We start from the raw sequence: 18,254 nt of genomic DNA, 5'->3' as shown, positions 1-18,254 counted from the left end.
CGTTGTCTGAGACGGCGCAGCCAGAAAAGTCAGCGCATGGGCTGGCCGCAGTTCGAGAGCCTGATGGGACGCTTCCGCCTGCCAACTCCACGCATCACTCGAACTTGGGCGCAGGCGCGGATATGACGCGGGTTACTCTCGGGAAGAGCCGGATGCGGGAAAGCCGCCCGCCCGGATCTGTGAGGGCAAAGCCAAATGGCCGAGCTACTCGACCACGACCGGTTTATGCGGACGCCGCGAAATGATCGAAGTCATCGATCCTGAGCGCTGCCCTGCGACATTTGCTCGAACGTGTGCCCGACCAATGTGTTCGACAAGACCGAAGCAATCAATCCCGTGATCGCTGTATCCCTCCATTGAGGGCCGTCTTGTTTGACGAACGCGGTCGCTGCAGGTGCTAGGGGTAAACTTAGTAGAAACGCCAGCCTAGTTCAAAGCCGGTCAAATGTGGGTAATTGAAAAATCCATTTGCCGCTTACGATCGGCACGATCGCCCTCATCTTGGATCTCCTCCACCGTTATTATATCGAGGCGACAGATTTTAAAGCAGCGTCCACAGCCGGTGCACTTTTGTGGATCGATCGAGATGAGGCAGTCCGGCGTGCAGTCATGGCCGTGGCGCGTTGCAAATGACATGATTGGATCCTCTCCGTGCCTTCCCGGCGACTTCAGATAATATCGCTTGCGATCGATTTCCTCATTCGGACCGAATCGATTTCGGTCAGCATTGTATATAGGTCCGTCGTTTGGCGCGGCCAGATAGCAGTCCTGCAGCCCTCCATGTTTCGAAACAAAGAATTGGACGGCGAGGGCTTCGGCGAGCGATCTTCGATTGCGAGTTCGCATAAGCGCGCGTTCCATGAGCATGTTCGCGAGGTCATCCGTCGCGATCGGGGTGGGGTGATGCCTTCCGTCACTATAGTGGATCCTGTTCATACGGCCAGTGATCGGCCCTGCTTTGAGCCTGGGCCGCACTCATGACCGCGTCATAGGCGCCTCCAAACAAATCGACCAACCTTATGTGCTTTGTCCGCCTCCTTGCGCGAGCACTTCTGCAATCGACAATTCAGGCGCAACAAACCGCACTCTACACAGAATGATTTAGCTGATGCACAAGCCGAGTTGGCTAGCGTTTGGCTCGGGCTGACGATCATCACAACCATCTTTGCCATGCGCCTGTCATCCAGATCAACTACTAACAGCGGTGGTTGACAGCGAAGCAGCTTCTTGGATGATCCTCGCCACTGTCGTTGCCGTGACAGTGTTGGAAGATCGGCCGATCTGTCTACTGCTCACATTGGTCCGGTATGGGCGCTTTCAGCAGCGATGAAGGCTCCGACACGGTTGGCCCAGCTCATTTTTTGGCCGTCTTTGTTCGCAGCGTATTGGAAACTGTGCGCCATATCCTCTTTCCTCGCAGTGTAGACGCAACGTGGGTCTTCGGTTCATGGTGAGCCGTCCATTCAAGCCCGGCGAGAGCCGGGTTAGGCCGCGCAAGATTATGTGGAAAGGGCCAAAACGGTTCGAGCGATCGAGAGCTTCATATGTGCGCTCGATATTGCCAAGCTCGGCTTCCGCGATGCAGATCGCGCCGGGGGGAGATGAGACAGCCGCCCTACGATCCGGCCGATCTCTTGAAGCTTCATCTCTATGGCCACATCAACCAGGTCAGGTCGTCGCGTCGGCTGGAACGGGAGGCCTGCCGCATCCGGCTGCCCAAGAACTTGAGGCCCGGTCGGACAATTTTCAACGTCCGCAAGGAGAATTGGGCTGCGTTGAAGGCCGCGAACCGAAGCTTCGTTTTGCCGGTCCGCGAACTTGGCCTGGTCGGCGGCCGTCTCGTTGCGATTGACGACTCGTTCTTACAAGGCCAGCATCTTCACGCGCGAGAGGCATATCGAAAGATCTTCACGCGCAAGAGATATGCCCGCAAAGCTGGATTTGGAGATGGGGGCTTACGGTCGATTCCTTTAAGCAAACGACGTGCGGAGGCCAGGGAACCCAGTCTTCTGGCGACCATCCGGCGGTTTGCCCATCGCCTTCTCCAATACTGACGACCCGCTGGTTAGGGAAATACGAAATCGATCGAGGGCAAAATCCCAAAATGCATGAAAGCCAGCTCCAACACCCGGCTTTCCTGCAAAATCGAACCTTTATCCGAGACAATTTCTGTCTATCTTTCAGGCTGATCTGCATACTTCAGGGAAGACTACGAAGCGATGCAATATCTCGTCTCGTCCGCACTCGAGCCGCCGCGGTTGAGATGCCGCGGGTCCATCGCCAACAGGTCAGCGCCTTCAAGCATGGCGAACTTATCGCCGCAAGAAGGACTGGATGATGGGCTAGCTGCGCTGGCTTCAGGAACGGCAGTTTGATCATCGCGCACATCGGACGCCCTTCAGAGATGGTCGAGGCTGTTCGCATTCAGTGAGCGAGTCGAACGTCTGGAACGCACGATCGAAGAGTTCGTCCCGCCTTGGTCTCATGCGAGCGTTGCAGTCCTTGAGCGATCGCCTGGAGAGACTGTCAGGCTTAGTGAGTATCACCAATACTGGTAATGGCCGTGTTCGTCAGGTGCCTGCCCCTATCAGAGCACAACGTCCAGTCGTGAAGATGGACGCCGCGGTCAACAGCTTTGCTTCGGACGTGACAGCATCGTCGGCGCATCGGACCGCGGCTTTCGATCGAGCGTCTGGATAAGCTGCTGCATTCGGCCCTACACGAACTCGGCCAACCGTTGGCGACCGCACAACTCCTCGATCAAGACACGGGTTTCTCAGAATAGTCGATCGGTACGTCAACCAAGTGAACACCACCTTTCATGAATGCCGCCTCCAGCGTCGGCACCAGTGCATCGACAGACTTTAAGCGCGCGCCCTTCGCGCCAAACGACTCGGCGTAGCGGACGAAATCCGGATTTCCGAAGGTGAGGCCGAAATCGGAGAGGTCGCGGACGGCCTGCCTCCAGCGGGTCATGCCGTAAGCCCCATCATTCAGGATCAACACCACCAGGTTAAGCTTGAGCCGCACAGCGGTTTCTAATTCCTGGCTGTTCATCATGAAGCCGCCATCACCGCAGACCGCCATCACCCGGCGACCCGGATAAAGCAAAGCGGCCATCATTGCCGACGGCAACCCGGCACCCATTGTGGCGAGCGCATTGTCGAGCAGCAGTGTATTCGTAACATGAGTACAATAGTTGCGCGCCCACCAGATCTTGTACATGCCGTTATCGAGCGCAACGATGCCGTTCTCCGGCATCACTTTGCGCACATCGTGAACTAACCCCTGCGGCGTGACAGGCCAACGGCTTTCCGTTGCCCGGTTGGCAACCCGATCCAGAATGCTCTGACTTAGCGACAGCAGCGCCTTTGCATTCGGGAGCTTTCCTTCGATACGGTCGGCAAGAAGCTCGAGACTGGGCCCCACGTCGCCGACGACCTCCGCATGCGGGAAATAGACCTGCTCCACTGTCGCTGGCGTATAGCTCACATGTATCACGTGAGTGCCCTTCTGCCTCATGATGAACGGAGGCTTCTCCATGGTATCATGCCCGATTGCGATGATCAAATCCGCCTGATTGATCGCTTCATGAACATAGTCGCCCTCAGAGAGAGCAGTCGTCCCTATGTATAGACTTGTTCCCTCGGGGACCGAGCCCTTTCCCATCTGTGTCGTGAAAAACGGAATGCCGGTACGGTGCACGAAGCCCGCAATTTCAAAGGTCGACCGCGGCCGGTTTGCCGCCGCTCCCAGCATGATGAGCGGCCGTTTGGCGCCCAGAATGATCTCGGCCGCCCGGTCGAGTGCCGCGCTATGCGCGACCGGGATTTCGATCGGATGAACCGGGACCATTGGCACCGGCTCGATTTCGTCTGCGGCGATGTCCTCAGGCAGCTCGAGATGCACCGGGCCCGGCCGTTCCTCTATCGCGACCCGAAAGGCATCGCGAACCAGCGTAGGAATACTCGCCGCGCTTGCGATCTGTCGCGACAGCTTCGTAAGTGGTTTCATCGACGCGATCACATCCACAAGCTGAAAACGCCCCTCTCGACCGCTCATGATCGCCGTTTGTCCAGTGATCATGACCATCGGCATTGCGCCGAATTGAGCATGGGCGGCCCCGGTCGAGAGGTTAAGCGCGCCAGGACCGCGAGCTGCAATGCACACGCCTGGCCGGCCGGTGAGCCGCCCGTACGTCGCTGCCATGAACGCCGCGGCCTGCTCGTGGCGTGTCAGCACCCATTCGATCTTCGAGCTTCGAAGCGATTCCAGCACATCGAGATGCCCTACGCCGGGCACGCCAAAGACGCGATCGACTCCCTCATGCGACAGAGCTTCGACAAGTAAATCCGAGCCCTTCACCATTCTGCCCCCAATTCTTCGAATCCAAAGCTAGTTTGAAGACGACACGAATATTTCCACCCGCAGCGTCTGATCGGTTGCGCGCGGCAGCCCGGGCGTGGGTTCAGCTTGTTGCCGGCTGATAGCAGCAACACGAGCAGGTGTGGCGATTCTCTTAACATGGATACTTACTTGTGGACCCCACCAGATCTTGCAGATGCCGTCCTGGAGCGCAGCGAAGCCGTTCTCCGGCAACTCCAGGCGGAGGTCGGGGCTGGCGGGCTTGCGCGAGGAATTGGTCCCGGAACGCTCGACAGGAACGCTTCGACTTCCTGGGCTACTCGTTTGGACCGCATCACTTGAAGCGAACGGAAAGTGGTATCTGAGCGCGAGCCCGTCCAAGAAGAGTATCCAACGGCTCAAGACGGAGATTCGGCGATTGCTGGTGCCCAGCAACATCGATAGTGGGATGAAGTGCGCGACACGCTAAACAGGTCAACTGCTCGGTCACCGGGCCGTAATAACAGTGAACGCGTTGTGGCCTCGAAAGTGAGTAAGTCCGAGGGCCGAGCCCGCAACCGAAGGGCGAAGGCAGCATGAACAGTCGAAACACTGACCGACACGACTGTTGATCTCGGCGGGGTGGAAGCGACAGCACGGTGACAAGGATATACCGAGGAACTGGAGAAGCCTTCGTCGTCCCGAGGAGAAATCGTCGGAGCAAGGCAGGTCGATAACCGGCAACACCGGGAAGGCGGCGACGAGAAGGTGGCGGCCGGGTCCGTATTGTGCGGTGGGCAGCGCGCGAATCAGGAGGGTTGAAGTTCTTCGGTGCTCGAATGAGGAGCACCGTATCCGAAGACGGGGGTAATGCCTCGTTGGCCAGACGCGAGAGCGTTTGGAGAACGGGCTGTCCGGAGCGATCCGGAATCCGAAGGGTTTGAGGAGAAGTATCGGGCTGTAATCAACGGGCAACCCACAGATGAACAGGTCGGCCAAAGATGGGGCAAGGTCGAGCCCGCACTATGGGGGCGAAGGCGTTACTCATTCACCCATCGTACCAAAGTGTTTGCTGACGGCACGATACTGAAGATTCATGCGTGACCCCAGGAGACCTGCCTGTGTTCCGGCAGCAACCGGGAAAGTGATCGCATAAGCGAAGCGATGCACAGGCAGGAGTCGGAGAGCGAGTAGTACCTGAAGCGCGAGACGAATAACTCGCGTGACCAGCAATGGCGGACCGAGAGTGATCCGGGGAGGACGTTCGTGAACGAGTCGAGAGAAGATGCGTCGAGATAGACGAGAAAGAAGCGTGGATGGACAGTTCCTTTTGTGAAAAACCCGAACGTCACGCTTCGAGGAGACTATCGGATCATCTTGTTCTCGAGGATCAGAAGCAGAAGGTCCACTCTCTGGTGGACAAGGTGTATTCACGCAAGAACTTGAAGCTTGCGTGGGAGCGCGTCGCGCCAATCATGGGGCAAGCGGCGCAGACAGGGTGACCATTGAGGAGTTCGAGGCCAGTCTGGATGAAAATCTGGAACGGCTTCATCAAGAGCTTCACGATGACACCTGTGAGCCGCGAGCAGTGCGACGATTAGAGAGTCCGAAAACAGGAGCTCGGGGCAAGACAAGGCCACTCGGCATACCTTCGGTCTACGACAGGGTGTCAGCAGGCTCTGGTCAACCGCCTGGAGCCCATCTTTGAGCGCGTCTTTGATCCGAGCAGTTTTGGATATCGAAGGTCGCAAGACCGCAGATGCCCTGACCAAGATTCGGCGTGAAGTGGAGAGCGGAAACGAGTGGATCGTGCCGATAGCAGAGCGCTGAAGTTGATTCAGCCAGATGCTGAAAGCAGGCTATGAAGAGCAGGAACGGAAATACGCAACTCCAACGAGAATCCCGCAAGGCGGAGTCGTCTCGCCGTTGATGAGTAACATCTTGCTGACTCCCTTCGACAAGGAGCGGCAAGGGTACCAACTCACGCAGTGGGCGGATGACTGGGTGGTGACCTGCCGGACACGAGCTGAGGCGAAGTACGCCTTGGCGCGAGCAGCGAAGATTCTCAAACAGCTTGGCGTTGAGCTCAATCAGGCGAAAACCCGGATTGTGCATGTGGCGCACGGCTTTGAGTTCTGGGATTCAAAATCCAACGAGGGAAAGGCAGCTTCGCCTGAATCGTGATCGGATTAAGTCCAAGCTGAACCGTCATGGTCTCTATGCCATTCCCGCACAGAAGTCAGTTGACCGGTTCAAGGATCAGATCAGGGCCTTGACGAAAGGAAAATACCTCTGCGTATGAGAGAAATGATCGAAACGATCAACCCGTCGTCCGTGAATGGGGAAACTACTACTATCGTTCCAACGCCAGGAGAAGGTAATCAGCGAGACAAGGCTGACAAGCTTGAACTCCGTGCGCAGCCTTCTTGTGGGATACTCTTTCCAACATCTGTTACGCGATCGCTTGGCGCGATGTGGCGTCTTTGGATTATCCACCGATCCAGCTGGTTGAAGCGCTTCGCGAAAGCCCGTTCATGAAAGCGGAATGCGGGAAAACTGCACGTTCCGTTTGTGCGGCGGACGGAGGCAAGCCCTTCAGTAGGCGCCTCCTCCGACCCGACAGCGACGAAAAGGCGGATTCAAGCGGTCGTCGCAACACCGACGATGTTCACTCACGGCAACAACTCGTCAAGCGCTTCTGCCGGCGTTTTCCAGCCCAGAATCTTTCTCGGAGCGTTGAGGTCTGCGGCCACGGCAGCGATTTCGTCAGCGCTGTGGATGCTCAGGTCTGTCCCTTACGGGAAGTACTGACGTAGCAACCCATTGGTGTTCTCGTTAGTACCACGCTGCCATTGGGTTTGCGGGTCGCAGAAGTAGACTTGGACACCCGCATCGATGTTCGAAGGATCGTGCCGGGCCATTTCGGCTCCCTGATCCCAGGTCAGCGAATGGCGAAGCTCTTCGGGCAAAGGTTATGATGGTGCGCGTAATCGCGTCACGCACGGCTTCTGACCTTGCCCCTCAGGCTTAATCCAGGTTGAAGTTCGCTTTGGCCCAAGACAAGGACCAGAGCATGAAGCGCAGCCGCTTTTCGGAAGAGCAGATCATCGGGATTTTGAAGGAGCACGAGGCTGGCGTTTCGGTTGCCGATCTGTGCCGGAAGCACGGCGTCAGTGACGCCAGTATCTACAAATGGAAAGCCAGGTTTGGCGGAATGGAGGTCTCGGAGGCCAAGCGGCTGAAGACGCTGAAGGACGAGAACACCCGGCTGAAGCGGTTGCTGGCTGATGCCATGCTAGACAATGCAGCGCTGAAGGACTTGTTGGGAAAGGAGTGGTGACCCGCGGGGTAGCGGAAAGCTGTCGCGCATCTCGTGGATGCCCACGGGATGAGCGAACGGCGCGCGTGTAAAGCCATCGGCTGTTGCCGCATGACCATCAGATACCAGACGACCCGGGCGGATGATGCCGCCCTGCGCTAACGCATGAGGGCGATCGCCCAGGAGCGCCGCCGCCGCTTCGGCTATCGGCGCCTGCATATTCTGCTCAAGCTTCCGCTCAAGCGGGAGGGCTATGTGGTCAACCACAAGAAACTCTTCCGGCTCTACCGGGAAGAGAGGCTCGCGGTGCGTCGCCGTGGCGGCCGCAAGCGGGCGATCGGGACCCGAGCGCCGACGACAGTGCCGATGGCGCCGAACGACCGCTGGTCGCTCGACTTCGTCTCGGATCAACTCACCGACGGCCGCCGCTTCCGCATCCTGACCGTGGTCGATGATTGCACCCGCGAGTGCCTGGCGCTGGTGGCCGACACCTCGCTCTCGGGGGCCCGGGTCGCGCGGGAACTGGACCGGCTGGTGATGGAGCGGAGCAAACCCAAAATGGTGGTTAGCGACAACGGTAGCGCGTTCACCAGCAATGCCATCCTGACCTGGGCCGACCAGAGCCGCGTCCCATGGCACTACATCGCGCCGGGCAAGCGCATGCAGAACGCCTTCATCGAGAGCTTCAACGGCCGGCTGCGGGATGAATTGTTGAACGAGACGCTGTTCACGTCGCTGGCCCAGGCCCGCGTCACGCTTGGATGCTGGCGGGCCGATTACAACGACGCACGACCACACTCGCAGCTCGGATGGAAAACCCCGTCGGAGTTCGCCTTCACCTGTCATCCGCGCCGGGATCTGGCGCTCCGCTATGCCGAAGGCTCCGCGCCAGCTCCCGTCGCTCTCACCGCCCAACCGGGCAAATCCAACGACCGGGGCGCACTCAGAACTGGATAAAACTTGGGGACAAGGTCATAGGCTGTGACACCCCGGCCTCCAGCGCGGTTTCTCCGCTGCTTTGCTCGGCAGCAATAGCTCGCCAGAAACTTCTCTGTTCATCCCGTCCAGCCACAGGCGGTCGTCCTGGCGATGGTAATGGCGCTCGTCCAGACCGTGCCGATCGCCGCTTTCGAATGCCCATCGCAACCTCCAACTCCAGAGTGTTGCGACGACCGCTTGATACCCCCCAAAATATGCCTCGGCGGATTACCGCAAGCTGATGCAATCCGCCGGCCTCAGGGCGTCGATGAGCCGCAAGGGCGACTGCTATGACAATGCTCAGATGGAGACCTTCTTCTCGTCACTCAAGACCGAACGGACGGAAGGCAAAACCTACAGGACCAGAGACGAGGCGCGAGCCGATGTGTTCGACTACATCGAGAGATTTACAACACGATCGGCAGGCACTCGACCATCGGCTACCTCAGCCCGGTTGAGTTCGAGCCCAAGGTGGGGTTAGCTTAACTTGGTGTCCATCGGTGGAGAAGAAGGTCAGGCGCCATCTGGCGCAGGCTCGGAAACGAAAGGGCTTCTGCTGGAAGCGGTGGAATAGGTCGTGGTTGTACGACACTCTCAGGCTGTTCTCGAGTGCGACGCGATGAAGAACCGAAAGCTGCTCTAGCCGGATAGGTCCCATAAGCCTTGGTGTGAAGCAAATGGGAGCGCGCAGTGCGGGAAATCCGCATGCTGCGTGCGCGTGGAGGCGACTGGAAACGTGGCACGGTCGAAAAGCTTGCCGGCGCGCCAGTCCTCGACCCCACCGATGAGCGCGCGCTGGATGGCTCAACACTCACTGGTTCCTCAGCCTTGCGGACGCCCAGGACAAGGTGGAGACTTGGCGCAGATATTATGACGAGGAACGGCCAAATGGGGCGATCGGCAATCGACCGGCCGATTTTGCTGCAAAACCACGTCGGCGCAACCAGCCCGCCAACGTGACAGAGGCGCAAAACTCTAGCTCTGGGTGGTCCAAAGTTCGGTCTCGCTACCACCAATTCTCGGAGGTGATTGGGGGGCTCAGATCAGTTAGAGGCTCGTCGAGCAGATATGCACTGGAGTAAACTTAGTCGGCGAAGCGGGCAGGAACGGGCCTATGCCAAGAGATAATCACTTTACCAACGGAAGGACGCTGTCGGTCTTGCTGGATCAAACTTTGTCGGCTCTGTCCGCCGTAACACAGCAATCCTTTCCGCTTGGCTGCTATAACTGCAGCAGTTATAGTTTCAATTTCGTCAGCGAAGGCTTCCACCTCAACTCCATCGCGAATCCGTTCCCGATGCAATCAATGTGGCGCCGTCTATTTTTTAGCTTTGCCTATCACTGGCCATATCAGTGGACGGGGTGACGGCCACATCATGGTGCTTCGCATGGCGAACGTCATGCTTACCATGGCGCTGGGCTGGATGCTCAGCTTGCTTGTGATCCGACTCCTCTGGACAGCGGGCTGGCCGCATGTGGCGGTGCTATCGGCACGCATCGTCAGCCTGGCATTGTGCCAGTTTCGTCTGGGGAATACCCGCGCCACTACACACTGGCCTTTCAATCGCTCTTGATGGTGATGATGGGCTTGCTGCTAGCTGGCCGGTCAGGGCGTATCCGGGTCGACAGCGGCCGAGATTGCGAGTGGCTGCGGTGCGACCGACATAGCCAAGAGATTCGTAACACTGGATGGGAGGTTAACATGAAACGAAACATGGTCAGTGGGAAGATCGAGGAAATCATCTACGCTCGACTCGAGCCAGGTGAAGACCTTCTTCGAGCTCTTTGGGACATCTGTAAACAAAACGAAGTGAAGACAGGAGTCCTTCTGGACTGTACCGGCTCGATGGACAAGCTCAGGGTGATGCGGTTTCCACACGAGGCACGGAACGCCGCGCTTGGGATTGACTACACTGAGATCCGGGAGGATCTAGAGGTGAGCGCGCATGGCATGATCGGGATGGGTTGGGTCCCGGACAAGTCGGTGACAGTGCCGCCGCCGACACAGGATTCGGTTCTGCCGGCTTCGAGGGACACGAGACTCCCTATTTCCATGTTCATATTACGGCGACGAGTTCCTCGCAGACGGTCTGTGGGCACCTCCTGGAGGGGTCAACGATTCACCATGTGGCTCACGACGGGCGAAGTGATATCCCCTCGCACTTTTCCGTCGCCATCGCAAAAGTTTCTGGGGTCATCTTGAGGGCGACCTTTGAGAAAGACGCCTACTATCACGAGATAGTACGGGCATAGGGTCCTGAGAATAGTTGGAAAAGAACATGGCGTGGCCTCCCGCGGTGAATCACCAACCGGCCAGCTGCAGCTCGAGCTGCGGGAAGGCGGCGACCGCGTTGGCTTGCGGAAGTGGATTGCGCCAGCGTTCTTTGCACGCCGCGCGATGGCGACGCCGTCAGCGCGATTCATTAGACGACGGTGGCTTTCAGACCGGAGTCGTTAATGCGCGCTCTGCGAACAGTAGCCGCAATCTTCCGGAGAGCCACCGGTCTTGATAGCTAGTGTTCCGTCCCGGAAATTCGCTGACAAAGTCGCGCGAGTTTCTGGAGGATGGAGTCGGCGGTAGCGGTCCACACGAAGGAGCGTGAATTTGCATTGTGGCTGCGGATAAAACGGTCGATTTTTTTGACGAGGTCGGCGGTGGAATCGAAGGAGCCACGACGAATGGCGCGTTGGGTGATGAACGCGAAGAAGCGTTCGACCTGGTTGAGCCTGGAGGCGTAGGTCGGCGTGAAGTGAATGTGCCAACGCGGACGGCGGGCGAGCCAGGCTGAAATGGTCGACCTATGGCATGCCCTATGCCGACCTCGACCGCTGGTCCACAACGACCACCGGCTCCGCCGCCGGCGAAAGCCTGCGTCGCACCAAGGCAAAGCAAGCCCAGCTCCTGGGCGCTATGGGCATGACACTTCGCTTTGGCGACGCCTGCGGCGTTGACCACATGCCTACCGTAAACCGGTTTCAGGAAAACCGCGCCAGAACGCCTACCTCCCGGGGGCGAGATCAAATCGGTTTACTTAGGGAAATCATCGGAATGGTCGCAGATTTGCACAAATCCGTCGAAAATGCCTCCCAAGCGGGTGAATTAGGCTCCAAGGCCGGGCTAAATAGCAATGAACCATTCCAAACATCGTTACTACGCGTCTTCTCTTCAAACACTCAGGAGATAATCAATGCTTCCAAAAGAATGGTCGAAAAAGAGACCCATGCTGAAAGGAAAAATCGAAGAGGTCATCTATGCGCAGCTTGGCCTGGGCGACGACTTACTCCGAGGCATCTGGGACGTTTGCGCACAGAACGATGTCAAGACAGGACTGCTACTGGACGCCACAGGATGCATGCGCAATCTTAGGCTGCATGCGATCGCACCAGGTGCCCCGTTTGGAATCAACTTCGCTGAGATTCCGGGGTACGTGGAGGTGAGTGCGCACGGCATCATCGGAATAGGCTCAGTCCCGGACAAGTCGGTCAAGCCGCCGCCAGAAATCCTTCGCAGCAGTCATGAAACAGGATTCGGCGGCGCGGGATTCGTCGGAGATGGCGCTCCGTATTGCCACGTTCACATCACGGGCTCGAATTCGAAAGAGACGATCTGCGGTCACCTCTTGGAGGGGTCGATTATCGGCACTCAATACTTTCAGATCGTCATCGCGAAAGTGTCGGGTGTCGTTTTGAAAGCAACTTGGGACAAAAGGGGCTACCCCGAGGGTTACTACCACGAACTCTTGCCGGCATGAGCTCATGATTTGGCCCGGAGAGCCACACGTTGCAGCGCTTTCACTCAAGAGCTGCAACGCTTCTGCGGGGTGGAGAGTCAAGAGCGTTCTGTACCGAGACATTGCAGGAATTCTTCGTTCGCGGAACCCGGAGGGATGCACCGCCCTCGGATATACTTCTCCGAGCTGTTCCGAGGAGGTCGACACCAGCGGAATGCAAATGCTTTGAGTTCTTCGCAACAATTCAGGGGGCAGTTCGGAATGATATTGCGTCACAACATCGTTCGTGAGGGCAGCACTTCCACAGAGATTGGGTAGGCAATGACAGCAGTTTCCATGAGTGCCCCGCTTCCCCCAAGTGCTGAACCATCCATATTGGACCAAGGCAGCCCAGAGATCGATTCCCGAGGATAGCGGTAATTGCTGCGTATTGAACGGTCCAATGGTCGAGGTGGTGAGCGAGACCGGAAAAGGCAGAGCAAGTCTCTGTCAGGTAAGGATCGAGGAGACGAGCGCAAGCGAACCACCGATGAACTGTCGAAAGCGTAGGGAAGACGTCAAAACCAAGGCGTAGTCGTTATCTTGGGATCGGTCTGAGCCATACCTGTTTACGGCTCAGGCAGCGTCCGGCAGGCGAGGTGGCGTCAGGCTTCTGTGCGGAACGTGGGAACCTATATCGCGACGCCAAGGGAATGGTTCAAGTGGAAGCCCCACAAGAGTCTGAGTACCAATGCGCGATGCAGGGAACGGAGCCGTGTGTAGTAGTGACGAAGGCACTGCGCGTAGTGCGTTGCGGCTAGGGGACGCGCCCAACGACTAGGCGCGTCCCAAGTAAATGGTGGCGGAGCGAAGGCACGGAACTGTCCCGCTTGATTGGAAGAACAACCGGAAACGGGAGGACTCTTTGGGTCAAGCAAAGCCGTATGACATCCCCAAGCGCTGGGTTTGGGAGGCGTACAAACGGGTTAAAACACATCGGGGCAGCCGGTGTGGACAAGCAGTCGATCGAGATGTTCGAGGCAGACTTGCAGAGCAATCTGTACAAGCTCTGGAATCGAATATCTTCGGGCAGCTGCTTTCCACCGCCGGTCAAGCGTGTGCAGATCGACAAGCGCGGCGGCGGGAAGAGGCCGCTAGGAATTCCTACGGTCTCGGATCGCGTTGCTCAGGCGGTGGTCAAAGGATATCTGGAGCCGGATTTGGAGAAACACTTTCATCCAGACTCGTTCGGATATTGATCCGGAAAATCGGCGCTCGATGCCGTAGGGGTTGCTCGCCAGCGATGCTGGCGGCATCCCTTCGTGCTCGATCTCGACATTCGGGCCTATTTTGACTCGATATCGCATGAGCTTTTGCTCAAGGCGATTCGGTAGCACACGGACTGCGCTGGGGTGTTATTGTACATTGAACGGTGGCTTAAAGCTCCCGTTCAACTGGAAGACGGCACCCCTGAACCCCGAGAGAAGGGCACGCCGCAGGGCTCGGTGGTATTACCGCTGATGGCGAATCTCTTTCTCCACTATGCGTTCGACATCTGGATGCGAAGAAATCATCCGAGCATGCCATTGCGAGAGTCAGCGGCAGGCACAAGAACTGAAGGAAGCCCTTGCGAAGCGCCTTGCCGAACGCGGATTGGAGCTTCATGCGGACAAGACGAAGATAGTCTATTGTAAGGATGACGACCGGCGAGGTGATTATCCTGAACAGAAATTCAACTTTTTGGGCTACATGTTCCGGGCCCGTCGGTCGAAGAACCGTTGGGGAAAGCACTTCGTCAACTTCAGCTCCGGTGTCAGCAATGCCGCGACGAAGGCAATCCGACAGGAAATCCGTGCCTGGCAACTACGCTGCCGGGATAAGAGGATCGACGATCTGGCGAGGATGTTCAACCGGAGGCTGGATGAACTACTATGGTTGGTACTACAAGTCGGCGCTTTACCCGACACTACGCCATCTCGATCGATGTCTCGCGCGATGGGCGATGTCGAAGTACAAACGTCCGCGGCGACATCGAAGACGGGCAGAGTACTGGGTACGGGAAATTGCTTGGCGCCCCCCACGCTGTTGGCCCTTGGCTGATGCTGCACAAGACGGCGGCTGGACGGTAAGAGCCGGATGAGCGGAGACGCTCACGTCCGGATCTGTGAGCGCCTGGGGGTGAAACTCCCCCGGGCGACTCGACTTGCTATAGGTGGCGCCGGTGCCAGCGACGGCCTTGGCGCGGCTGATCGAATTTGGTCAAATTCACGACCGTATGGCGTCGGCGAAATGATCTTTTGATAAAACCGACTGGCTGAGTGACGACACGTTCGATTGTAGAAGCCTTCGATGAAGGCGAAGATGTCGCGCTGGGCTTCGGCGCAGGTCTGGTACTGGCGATGATGAACGAGCGCAGTCTTGAGCGTATGGAAGAAGCTCTGCATCTGAGCATTGTCATAGCAGTCGCCCTTGCGGCTCATCGACGCCCTGAGGCCGGCGGATTGCATCAGCTTCCGGTAATCCGCCGAGGCATATTGGGCGGTTTCAAGCGGTCGTCGCAACACTCTGGAGTTGGAGGTTGCGATGAGCATTCGAAGGCGGCGATCGGCACGGTCTGGACGAGCGCCATTACCATCGCCAGGACGACCGCCTGTGGCTGGACGGGATGAACAGAGAAGTTTTTGGCGAGCTATTGCTGCCGGGCAAAGCAGCGGAGAAACCGCGCTGGAGGCCGGGGTGTCATAGCCTGTAGGAACCAGATTGTTTCGAAAGGCGGGTGGCATGCCACCAGCGATGTTCAAATCCTCGGCAAGGGGGCTCTCCGGGCGATACTATCATTGGTAGAGCGCGAAGAGATTGCGCTTTTCAAGGTGCAGCCCATTCCATCCGGGAAATTGGGCGCCGTCTCGGTCGATCCGCCGCGACAATCTCGAGAGAGCTGCGGCGCAATGCAGCCACCCGCAGCGGCGGGTTGGAGTATGGGGCGACGACTGCCCAGTGGCATGCTAGAGAGCTTGAGATCAATCGCACTTATGCGGAGATGGCGGCGCATTACGGCACTGCCATATTGCCGCCGCGGCGGCCCAAGCCGCGCGACAAGGCGAAGGTCGAGCAAGCCGTCCAATCGTCGAGCGTTGGCTCCTCGGTCGCCTGCGCCATCGCACCTTCTACAGCCTTGCCGACGTCAATGTGGCGATTGGCGAGTTGCTCATGCGGCGCAACGAGGAGCGGTCGATCCGGCGGAGGCCGAACTGCCTTGTTCTTGCCGATGCAGTCGACGCGTGCATGGGAGGAATGGAGCTTGCATCCGCGCTGACGCTGCTGTTGGAATTGATCTGTGCTGCGCGCAAAAGCGCCGTTCCAGCTGGCCTCGAACTTTGGCTTGCCCACGATCTTGTTGCGGATGTCGCGAATGGGGCGGCCGAGCCGCGTTCGCAATGGACGCGGTCTAGCTAGGCGCCTACTGTTCGTGATTGCCGCGATGCCGCTTCTACCGAGAAGTCATGAACTCTCGATGCTCGAGCAAAGGCGCTTGTCAGGTGCCGCCGGAGTCCTGATGAAACGGGGGTGGGCGGAGCTGACAGCAGCAGCCGGTTGCTTCCGCCGGACCGCGGCGCAGTCCCACGGTGATCTTTTGTTTGAGAACGGATTTCATTTTAGCCGAGCGGCTGAGTGACAGGAAGCTCGAGTTCGATTTCGCGCGACACCTCGACAACGGTTTCTGGATGATGGCCATTCGCCCACAATGCGAACTTGAGTGCTTGTGCTCGGTTCACGAACAGACCGCCAAAAAGGCCGTTCCTTTCGCGGGCAACCCAGTTGCCATGGCGATCCTTGCCGACAAAGACGGTCCACGGTGCGAGGCTCCGCGGATGAGGCTCGGTGAGCTTCATTTCATCATCCTTCCATCCTCAATGGAAATGTCCCTTAGCCAAATTTCTCCCATAGCTGCTCAAAGAAAGGCCAGTCAGCAGCATCGCGAGTTGTCTCGCTCGGATATCTGGCCTCCTTTCGCGACCACACCGAATGAGAGTTCAACCGCAACATTGACATTGGCCGCATTGATGCTGCTAGCCGCAAGGTTGGAACAATGTGGGAGGCATTACCTCGGGCCTCACCTTTCGTTCGCAGCAATCAGCATGCCACCCGCCCTCAAGCATGATCCGGCCTGTGTAACGAGAAACGCGCGCCCCCGCTGTGGAAGCCGTGCCGCTTTGCTAGTGTTCCGACATCAGGCGCTTTAATCTCACATCGATGGTACGGTGAAGATGGAGGAGCACGATGCCGCTCGCCTCAGAGCTTCAACGTTCCTTAAGAACGGCGCGCTCGTTCCAAGCGATGTAGCTGACAAGCTTTCTTAGTTTCCATCGGGAAGGCCGCCTGCGTGCGGTCGATCGCCGGGTCCATTGGAGTGGTCTTCGTTCGGGGGCAGCAGCAAGGCACTGCAAGAGCCGCGGCTGAGCTCGGGAGTCGGGCCGGTGCAGAATACTGATGAGTCCTCGAAGGAAACGAGACGTATGGCGGAAAGCGGCCAGCCTGAGAGGAGCCCACGAAGGCCAGGGCCGGACACAGCGCCGGGTTGCTTGCACTCGAACCGAGCGGGCGGACGAGGCGGTCAATGCCCAGACCCGCTTAACTTACCGCTGCACCACATTAACTTTGGACGCTCTGTTTTGGGCGTTAGGCGTTTTAGCCCTATATGCGGCGACTCTCCTATCTGATGTCGCGGCAATTGATGATGCGCTTCTTTGAGGGACGTTCGCAATGGACGGCTACTAGCCGACTGCTGACACTTCTCTCGGATTTGTCGGGGCCGCGACACGAGCTTGTGTCGCCAATGCCTCACTCGTGCATCACCGATAAACAGCCGAAAGCAATCACACGCTATTTTCTTCAGCTTCGATCAGTCAAGTTGGCACGAGTCTTGATATCTCTTAGCGAGGAGCGGCAATTCGCATCACGAGTCGGCGCGCCGCGCTGCATCCTAAGAGTCATCAACTGGTGGAGGAGAAGATGCAAGTTACTAAGAAGCGGTCTTTTGGAAGCTTTTCCGATTTAGCTGAGTTTTATCCAGAGTTCCCACCCTATTCACGCCGAGTCCTTCAGATGCTTTTTGATAGGGTAAAGCATCTAACGGAGAGCCCAATCTTCGCGGATATCGGCGCGGGTACAGGCCTAATCACCTATGCCTTGGCTGATATGGGACTTTCCGGCTATGCGGTCGAACCTGATAGTCAGATGGTTGCGGTGGGGCAGAGGCTCGGTCCAACGTATCCAGCCGTATCTTGGGTTAATGCGCCCGGAGAATGCACCGGCCTGGCCGAGGCTTCGCTAGACTGGGTTTGTTACAGCATGTCGTTCCACTTGACGAATTCGAGCGAAGCGCTTCGCGAAAGCATGCGAATCTTACGGCCGCGCGGGTTCTTCACAATTGCAACCGTCTTTGCAGATCTTGAGACTGATCCGTTTCAACTCGAAATCGAAAATCGGATACGCGACATGGCACCGGCTTTACGACGGGCGCTCACTCCACTCATCGGTCAGATGGGGACTTACGAGGCGCTCCTCAATCAATATCCCGGTCTCGGGAACTGCATTTCTCTTGCGACGACCGAAGCGGTATCAATGAGCGAGGAGCGGTATCTCAACTATTGGCGTGGGAGACATGATATCCCGAGTCAAGTCTCCTCCGAGGTTTGGAATTCCATACTACAAATGATCGCGGAAACGTTCCGAAAATGGCAGCCGGCCAGCCTACGATTTCGCTCTAGGGCATGGCATGCTCAGCGCGGGTAAGCTGGATTGTACGTTTAGGAGCGCGGCGTGGAAGCAGGGGAAGTAACTTATGGTCCCGTTCAACCCTTCTAGGATCATGAAGGGGATCTGAACCGCCCCGGGTTTGC

Annotated in this window: 9 protein-coding genes and 11 pseudogenes; 12 read left to right on the top strand and 8 right to left on the bottom strand. The window is 57.7% G+C overall.

Annotation, left to right across the window (positions count from 1 at the left end):
- Positions 1–441 precede the first annotated feature (441 nt).
- Positions 442–861 carry a 4Fe-4S binding protein gene (locus FXV83_RS44815; RefSeq protein ID WP_235940616.1) on the bottom strand — a complete coding sequence of 140 codons (420 nt, stop codon included), beginning with the start codon at positions 859–861 and terminating at the stop codon, positions 442–444.
- A 683-nt stretch (positions 862–1,544) separates the two neighbouring features.
- Here FXV83_RS44815 and FXV83_RS45645 point away from each other — a divergent pair.
- Together FXV83_RS45645 and FXV83_RS44810 are read left to right on the top strand one after the other, a co-directional pair.
- Positions 1,545–2,054, top strand: coding sequence for a transposase (locus FXV83_RS45645; RefSeq protein WP_430648984.1), 510 nt, complete (start codon positions 1,545–1,547; stop codon positions 2,052–2,054).
- A gap of 164 nt (positions 2,055–2,218) precedes the next feature.
- A pseudogene (locus tag FXV83_RS44810) lies at positions 2,219–2,483 on the top strand (IS110 family transposase); the annotation flags it as partial.
- Between the two features lie 233 nt (positions 2,484–2,716).
- On the opposite strand, the pseudogene FXV83_RS41450 reads toward FXV83_RS44810, so the two are convergent.
- Positions 2,717–4,368 (bottom strand): annotated as a pseudogene (locus tag FXV83_RS41450) (acetolactate synthase large subunit).
- Positions 4,369–6,189: 1,821 nt separating this feature from the next.
- Between FXV83_RS41450 and FXV83_RS41445 the strand changes: the two are divergent.
- Positions 6,190–6,528 (top strand): reverse transcriptase domain-containing protein, encoded by a 339-nt coding sequence (locus tag FXV83_RS41445; RefSeq protein WP_148745768.1) that lies wholly within the window; start codon positions 6,190–6,192, stop codon positions 6,526–6,528.
- A gap of 488 nt (positions 6,529–7,016) precedes the next feature.
- On the opposite strand, the pseudogene FXV83_RS41440 reads toward FXV83_RS41445, so the two are convergent.
- Positions 7,017–7,313: pseudogene (locus tag FXV83_RS41440) on the bottom strand (IS30 family transposase); the annotation flags it as partial.
- Between the two features lie 104 nt (positions 7,314–7,417).
- Here FXV83_RS41440 and FXV83_RS41435 point away from each other — a divergent pair.
- Positions 7,418–8,620 (top strand): annotated as a pseudogene (locus FXV83_RS41435) (IS3 family transposase).
- Positions 8,621–8,636: 16 nt separating this feature from the next.
- Here FXV83_RS41435 and FXV83_RS45640 read toward each other — a convergent pair.
- Positions 8,637–8,804 (bottom strand): annotated as a pseudogene (locus FXV83_RS45640) (IS30 family transposase); the annotation flags it as partial.
- A gap of 96 nt (positions 8,805–8,900) precedes the next feature.
- Here FXV83_RS45640 and FXV83_RS41425 point away from each other — a divergent pair.
- The 3 genes and pseudogenes from FXV83_RS41425 to FXV83_RS45635 all read left to right on the top strand — a co-directional run.
- A pseudogene (locus tag FXV83_RS41425) lies at positions 8,901–9,127 on the top strand (IS3 family transposase); the annotation flags it as partial.
- Between the two features lie 305 nt (positions 9,128–9,432).
- Positions 9,433–9,601: pseudogene (locus FXV83_RS41420) on the top strand (integrase core domain-containing protein); the annotation flags it as partial.
- A 613-nt stretch (positions 9,602–10,214) separates the two neighbouring features.
- Entirely contained in the window at positions 10,215–10,844 is a 630-nt protein-coding gene (locus tag FXV83_RS45635) for a PCC domain-containing protein (RefSeq protein WP_430648983.1), read from the top strand.
- A 158-nt stretch (positions 10,845–11,002) separates the two neighbouring features.
- Here FXV83_RS45635 and FXV83_RS45630 read toward each other — a convergent pair.
- Together FXV83_RS45630 and FXV83_RS41415 are read right to left on the bottom strand one after the other, a co-directional pair.
- Positions 11,003–11,158: pseudogene (locus FXV83_RS45630) on the bottom strand (biotin synthase BioB); the annotation flags it as partial.
- A pseudogene (locus FXV83_RS41415) lies at positions 11,155–11,433 on the bottom strand (IS630 family transposase); the annotation flags it as partial. The pseudogenes FXV83_RS41415 and FXV83_RS45630, both read right to left, overlap by 4 nt.
- 396 nt (positions 11,434–11,829) lie before the next feature.
- Between FXV83_RS41415 and FXV83_RS41410 the strand changes: the two are divergent.
- From FXV83_RS41410 to FXV83_RS45300, 3 genes are all read left to right on the top strand, one after another.
- Entirely contained in the window at positions 11,830–12,393 is a 564-nt protein-coding gene (locus FXV83_RS41410) for a PCC domain-containing protein (protein ID WP_148745765.1), read from the top strand.
- Between the two features lie 968 nt (positions 12,394–13,361).
- Positions 13,362–13,610, top strand: a complete 249-nt coding sequence (locus tag FXV83_RS45305; protein ID WP_347341108.1) for an RNA-dependent RNA polymerase family protein — start codon at positions 13,362–13,364, stop codon at positions 13,608–13,610.
- 437 nt (positions 13,611–14,047) lie between these two features.
- Positions 14,048–14,491: a group II intron maturase-specific domain-containing protein gene (locus tag FXV83_RS45300; RefSeq protein ID WP_347341107.1), complete on the top strand. Its 444-nt coding sequence runs from the start codon at positions 14,048–14,050 to the stop codon at positions 14,489–14,491.
- A 172-nt stretch (positions 14,492–14,663) separates the two neighbouring features.
- Here FXV83_RS45300 and FXV83_RS44805 read toward each other — a convergent pair.
- A pseudogene (locus tag FXV83_RS44805) lies at positions 14,664–14,891 on the bottom strand (integrase core domain-containing protein); the annotation flags it as partial.
- Positions 14,892–14,934: 43 nt separating this feature from the next.
- Here FXV83_RS44805 and FXV83_RS45625 point away from each other — a divergent pair.
- Positions 14,935–15,594: pseudogene (locus FXV83_RS45625) on the top strand (helix-turn-helix domain-containing protein); the annotation flags it as partial.
- Between the two features lie 413 nt (positions 15,595–16,007).
- On the opposite strand, the gene FXV83_RS41380 reads toward FXV83_RS45625, so the two are convergent.
- Positions 16,008–16,244, bottom strand: coding sequence for a hypothetical protein (locus FXV83_RS41380; protein WP_148745763.1), 237 nt, complete (start codon positions 16,242–16,244; stop codon positions 16,008–16,010).
- 1,120 nt (positions 16,245–17,364) lie between these two features.
- Between FXV83_RS41380 and FXV83_RS41375 the strand changes: the two genes are divergently transcribed.
- Positions 17,365–18,147, top strand: a complete 783-nt coding sequence (locus tag FXV83_RS41375) for a class I SAM-dependent methyltransferase (protein WP_148745762.1) — start codon at positions 17,365–17,367, stop codon at positions 18,145–18,147.
- The last annotated feature ends 107 nt before the right edge of the window (positions 18,148–18,254 follow it).

The organism is Bradyrhizobium hipponense, from assembly GCF_008123965.1.
Classification (GTDB): Bacteria; Pseudomonadota; Alphaproteobacteria; order Rhizobiales; family Xanthobacteraceae; genus Bradyrhizobium; species Bradyrhizobium hipponense.
The sequence above is the reverse complement of the archived record's forward strand: the minus strand, read 5'-3'. Positions and strand labels throughout refer to the sequence as shown.